The following is a 3,849-nucleotide window of genomic DNA, read 5'->3' as shown; positions in this document are numbered from 1 at the left end:
GGGCGGCCGCACGGCCGAGGGCCGGGCACGGCGGGGATCCCGCGCGGGCCCGGCCCGGGTGTCGGTCAGTTCCCCGTGTCGAGCAGGGCGCGCAGTTCGTACACCGCCGTGCGCAGGTGCTCGGCGAAGGAGTGCATCTGCTCGGCCACCGCCTGCGGCGTGCTCAGGTAGAGGTGGAACCGGTCCGGCAGCAGCACGTACGCCACGCCGATGCAATGGCTGCTCGTGGAGCCGAACCCGAAGAACTGGATATTTTTGGACGGCGCGGAACTGGTGCTCAGGTAGTCGTCCCGCATGATCCGCCAGCCGGGGGTGTCGTAGAGCGCGAGCTCGCCGGTGGCGCCCAGCTCGGCGCCCCGGCGCTGCTGGATCAGTTGTAGTTCCCACAGGTGTTGTTCGGGCGCCTGCCCGGTCTGGCACTCCTTCGCCCGGGCGACGTGCTTGTCCGCCGCCGCCCGGAACGCCTCCCGCCGCGTGTCGGCGTCGGCCTCCGGGTCGTCCATGACCGCGACGAAGCGCAGGATCTCCGGGGTGATCACCCGCATCGCCTCGGTGCGCCCGTTGCGGTACTGGCGGGTGGCGATGGACTCGTACGTGGCGCCGGTGAAACCCTTCGTGCGCTTGTGGGCGACCTGGTAGGCCATCTGCACGAACGCGTCCGGGGAGACCCCCAGCCGCTTGGCCTCGGAGGAGCCGAAGTCGTCGAAGGCCACCGTCGTGGTGGCGTTGGCCGCGGCGTAGTCGGCGAACGCCGTCGCCGCGCTGCGCACCTTCGTGCGCAGCGCCTCGTCGAGGGTGAACTCCACGGAATCGACCGCGGGGGTCCCCCGGGGCTCGACCGGCTCCGGAGCACCGTCGAGCAGGTCGTCGACGAACGCGAGCACCGTGGTGCCGTCCAGCCCGCAGTGCTCCACGTTGATCCCGGCCCGGCCGTCGCCGAACACGACGAGGGACACGGACTTGTCGAACCAGCGGTTGCCGCTGTCGCCGTGCAGCAGCTGGTCGCAGGCCTGCCGGGCGTCCCCGGGCACGAAATCGTCCAGGCAGAGGCACAGCAGCGCCGTCTCCACCGTCTCCAGCGCCTCCGCGTTGCCCGGCAGGGCCGCGAGCGCCCGGCGGTCGTCGGCCCATTCCGCCCGGGCCTCGGTGGTGAGGCTGCCCACGGAGTACTGGGCGGGCACGACGCCCGCCTTGGTCACTTCGTGCAGCCCGGCCTCCAGGTCGGCCTGCGCGTAGGGGCGCCCCTCGGGGTCGAGCACGTCCATGCGGAACGCGTTGCCGCGGAAGAACACGACGACGTGCCGCGCGGGCGAGGGTCCCGGCTGCCGCTCGCTGTAGGGGGCGCGGACCGTGTCCTGCCCCCGGCCGGGGATGCGGGTGGTGGAGAACAGGAACTTGTGCTGGTCCATCGACTGTGGCTGACCCCGCTGGACCACCGGCGGCAGCTCCTCGCGGTCGAGCCGCAGCTTGTAGTCGACCGCCGACCGCGTTAGCGCCGCCGCACGCGGCACCTGCTCCAGTTCCGCGTCGGCGAACAGGAAGAAGAAGTTCGCGTTGAGCGCGATGCGGTCCCGGCGGCCGAGGTACCGGGACGGCCAGAACTCGTCCAGCCAGCTGGCGACCCCCGGGGTCGCGTCGTACTCCGCCAGGGCCGCGTGCAGGGTGTGCGCGGGGCCGGCCGGATCCAGGAACTCCCGCACGGCCGCCTCGGTGGCCTCCCGTTCGGCCCCGGTGAGCAGCGGTGCGGACCATTCCAGGAATCGCTCGCAGGACTCCTCCGGGGTCGGCAGCGGCACCCGGGGCAGGGTGTCCTCGTTGCCGAAGGTGCGGGACGAGAAGGTGGGGGTGTCGTTCACGGTGATCCTCGGACGTCGGGGCGTGGTCGTCGTGTCGTCGGTGTCCCGGGCGCACGGGGGCGGTCCCGGGGGAGGGGTCAGTCCAGCAGCTGGTCGCCGCGCACCGCGTGCCCCTCGGCGGCGAGGTGTTCCGGCAGGACCCGGCCGAAGATCTGCCGGGTGCGGGACACACTGCCGATGACGCCCGGCCGGGCGCTGTAGGCGAAGATCGCCGAATGCCGGTCGGTGTCGCCGGTGACCGGGGTGACGCGGTGCAGGGAGAACCGGCCGCGGAACAGTTGCAGGTCACCCGGGCGCAGGGTCAGCGTGTGGACGAGGTCCCCGCCCTCGCCCCGCAGCACCGCGGAGACGTCGGCGAAATTCTCGTCCCCGGCCGACCGGATGCCCGGGCAGTACTCGAACTCGCCGCCGGCCTCCGGCGCCTGGGTCAGCAGGGTGACGGCGAACTCGTTGGTGTCGAAGTGCCACGGGTGGTCCATGCCCGGGCGCACCACGTTGAGCACCAGGCCCGCCAGCGGGTCGGCCAGCTCGTGGATCTCCGGCAGGTCGAAACAGGCGGCGAGGAACCGCTGGAAGTGCCCGTCGGAGTACAGCCCGCCGAGGATCGAGTCCGGCGGGACGTGGTCCTTGGCCACGAAGGCGTTGCGCCGCCGCATGGTGATCCGCCCGGGGTGGTCCGCGGGAAGCGGCGCGTCCGTGGGGATGTTGTAGGCGTTGACGGTCTCGACGTCGTAGTGCGCGTGCGGGGCCATCCCGGCGCCCTCCCGGCGCAGGTCCCCGTGCCGGGAGGAGCGCACGAAGTTCGGCAGCACACTGCACCCCTGCCCGTCCAGGTCGCGCCGCACCCGGTCCACCACGTCGGCCCAGGCGGGGCTGTCCGGCCGGGCCAGCGGGTACCGGTCGGTGTCGACCAACTGCTCGATCAACGGAGCCACCGAGGTGTCCATAACCGTCCTTCGCCGTCCTTCCCACGAACCGCCCCACACCACCGCGGCGTCGGTGGATCACGACCGGGTACCACCGACGGGGCGCGTTCAGTGACAACGAATCGTACGCACACCGGTTACCGGCCGTGGCAGTCGCTCCCCGGTCCGAGACCGGGTTCCGGCGCCCAGGACGGGCGCTGACGTGGGATGTCGCGGCACCTCGGAGGTGCGGTGACGGTCGCCATATTGCCCGCCGGACGGCGACCGGGGTACGCGGTAGCGGTTCAGACCAGCAGCGCGAAGACGCCGCCGCCCACGACGAGGCCGGCCACCGTGCCCGCCGAGACCTGGGCGGGGGTGTGGTCGCCGAGCCGGACGCGGGACCAGCAGACCGCACCGGCGAGCGGCGACAGCGACCACAGCACCGGCGTGTGGGTCACGGCGAGGATCGCCACCGCCCCGGCGGCCACGGCCGCGTGCATCGAGATCTTCCACCACGCGGTGACCGCCCCGGTCACGAGCAGGCACGCGAGCATGGCGATGTCGAGGGCCACGAGTTCCCACGGCGCCGCCAACAGCACCAGCAGCCCCAGCCCCAGCCCGCTGAGCACGATCAACGCCGCGAACGGCACCAGCCGCCCGCCCCGGTCGCGCACGTGGTGGCCGTCCCAACTGCCGCGGCGCGCTCCCCACACGATCACGCACATCGGCAGGACGCTGCTGGTCGACGCGATCAGCAGCCCCCATCCGAGGGTCGGCAGCCACGCAAGGGTCGCCGCCCACGCGACACCGCCGGAGAGCACGATCACGATCACCCACGGGGCGCACACCTCGGTGAGTACCCGGGCCCACAGGATCGGTCGCCGCGGGCGGGTCCCGGGTGACCCCGGCCGCGTTCCGGTGCGGACACTCAACATCGGTCCTCCCCACTCCCGGTGCGGTCCCCGTCCGGTGCGGCCGCGCGCGCCCGGCGCAGCGAACGGGTGACCCGGGCCAGCCACGTGATCTCACCATCGAGATCGTCCACGGTGGGGGCGGGCCCGGGCACCGCGCCCCGGCTCGGCGCC

3 protein-coding genes are annotated in these 3,849 nt (G+C 72.9%); all 3 read right to left on the bottom strand.

What is annotated here, in order from left to right; translation table 11 throughout:
• Nucleotides 1–65: 65 nt before the first annotated feature.
• Nucleotides 66–1,856 carry a choline/carnitine O-acyltransferase gene (locus tag SACHA_RS0112695; RefSeq protein WP_019810363.1) on the bottom strand — a complete coding sequence of 597 codons (1,791 nt, stop codon included), beginning with the start codon at nt 1,854–1,856 and terminating at the stop codon, nt 66–68.
• Nucleotides 1,857–1,933: 77 nt separating this feature from the next.
• Nucleotides 1,934–2,803 carry a HalD/BesD family halogenase gene (locus SACHA_RS0112690; protein ID WP_019810361.1) on the bottom strand — a complete coding sequence of 290 codons (870 nt, stop codon included), beginning with the start codon at nt 2,801–2,803 and terminating at the stop codon, nt 1,934–1,936.
• A gap of 263 nt (nt 2,804–3,066) precedes the next feature.
• Nucleotides 3,067–3,696 carry a hypothetical protein gene (locus SACHA_RS0112685; RefSeq protein ID WP_028663140.1) on the bottom strand — a complete coding sequence of 210 codons (630 nt, stop codon included), beginning with the start codon at nt 3,694–3,696 and terminating at the stop codon, nt 3,067–3,069.
• Nucleotides 3,697–3,849: the final 153 nt, after the last annotated feature.

The organism is Saccharomonospora halophila 8 (genome assembly GCF_000383775.1).
Lineage (GTDB): Bacteria > Actinomycetota > Actinomycetes > Mycobacteriales > Pseudonocardiaceae > Saccharomonospora > Saccharomonospora halophila.
The sequence above is the reverse complement of the archived record's forward strand: the minus strand, read 5'-3'. Positions and strand labels throughout refer to the sequence as shown.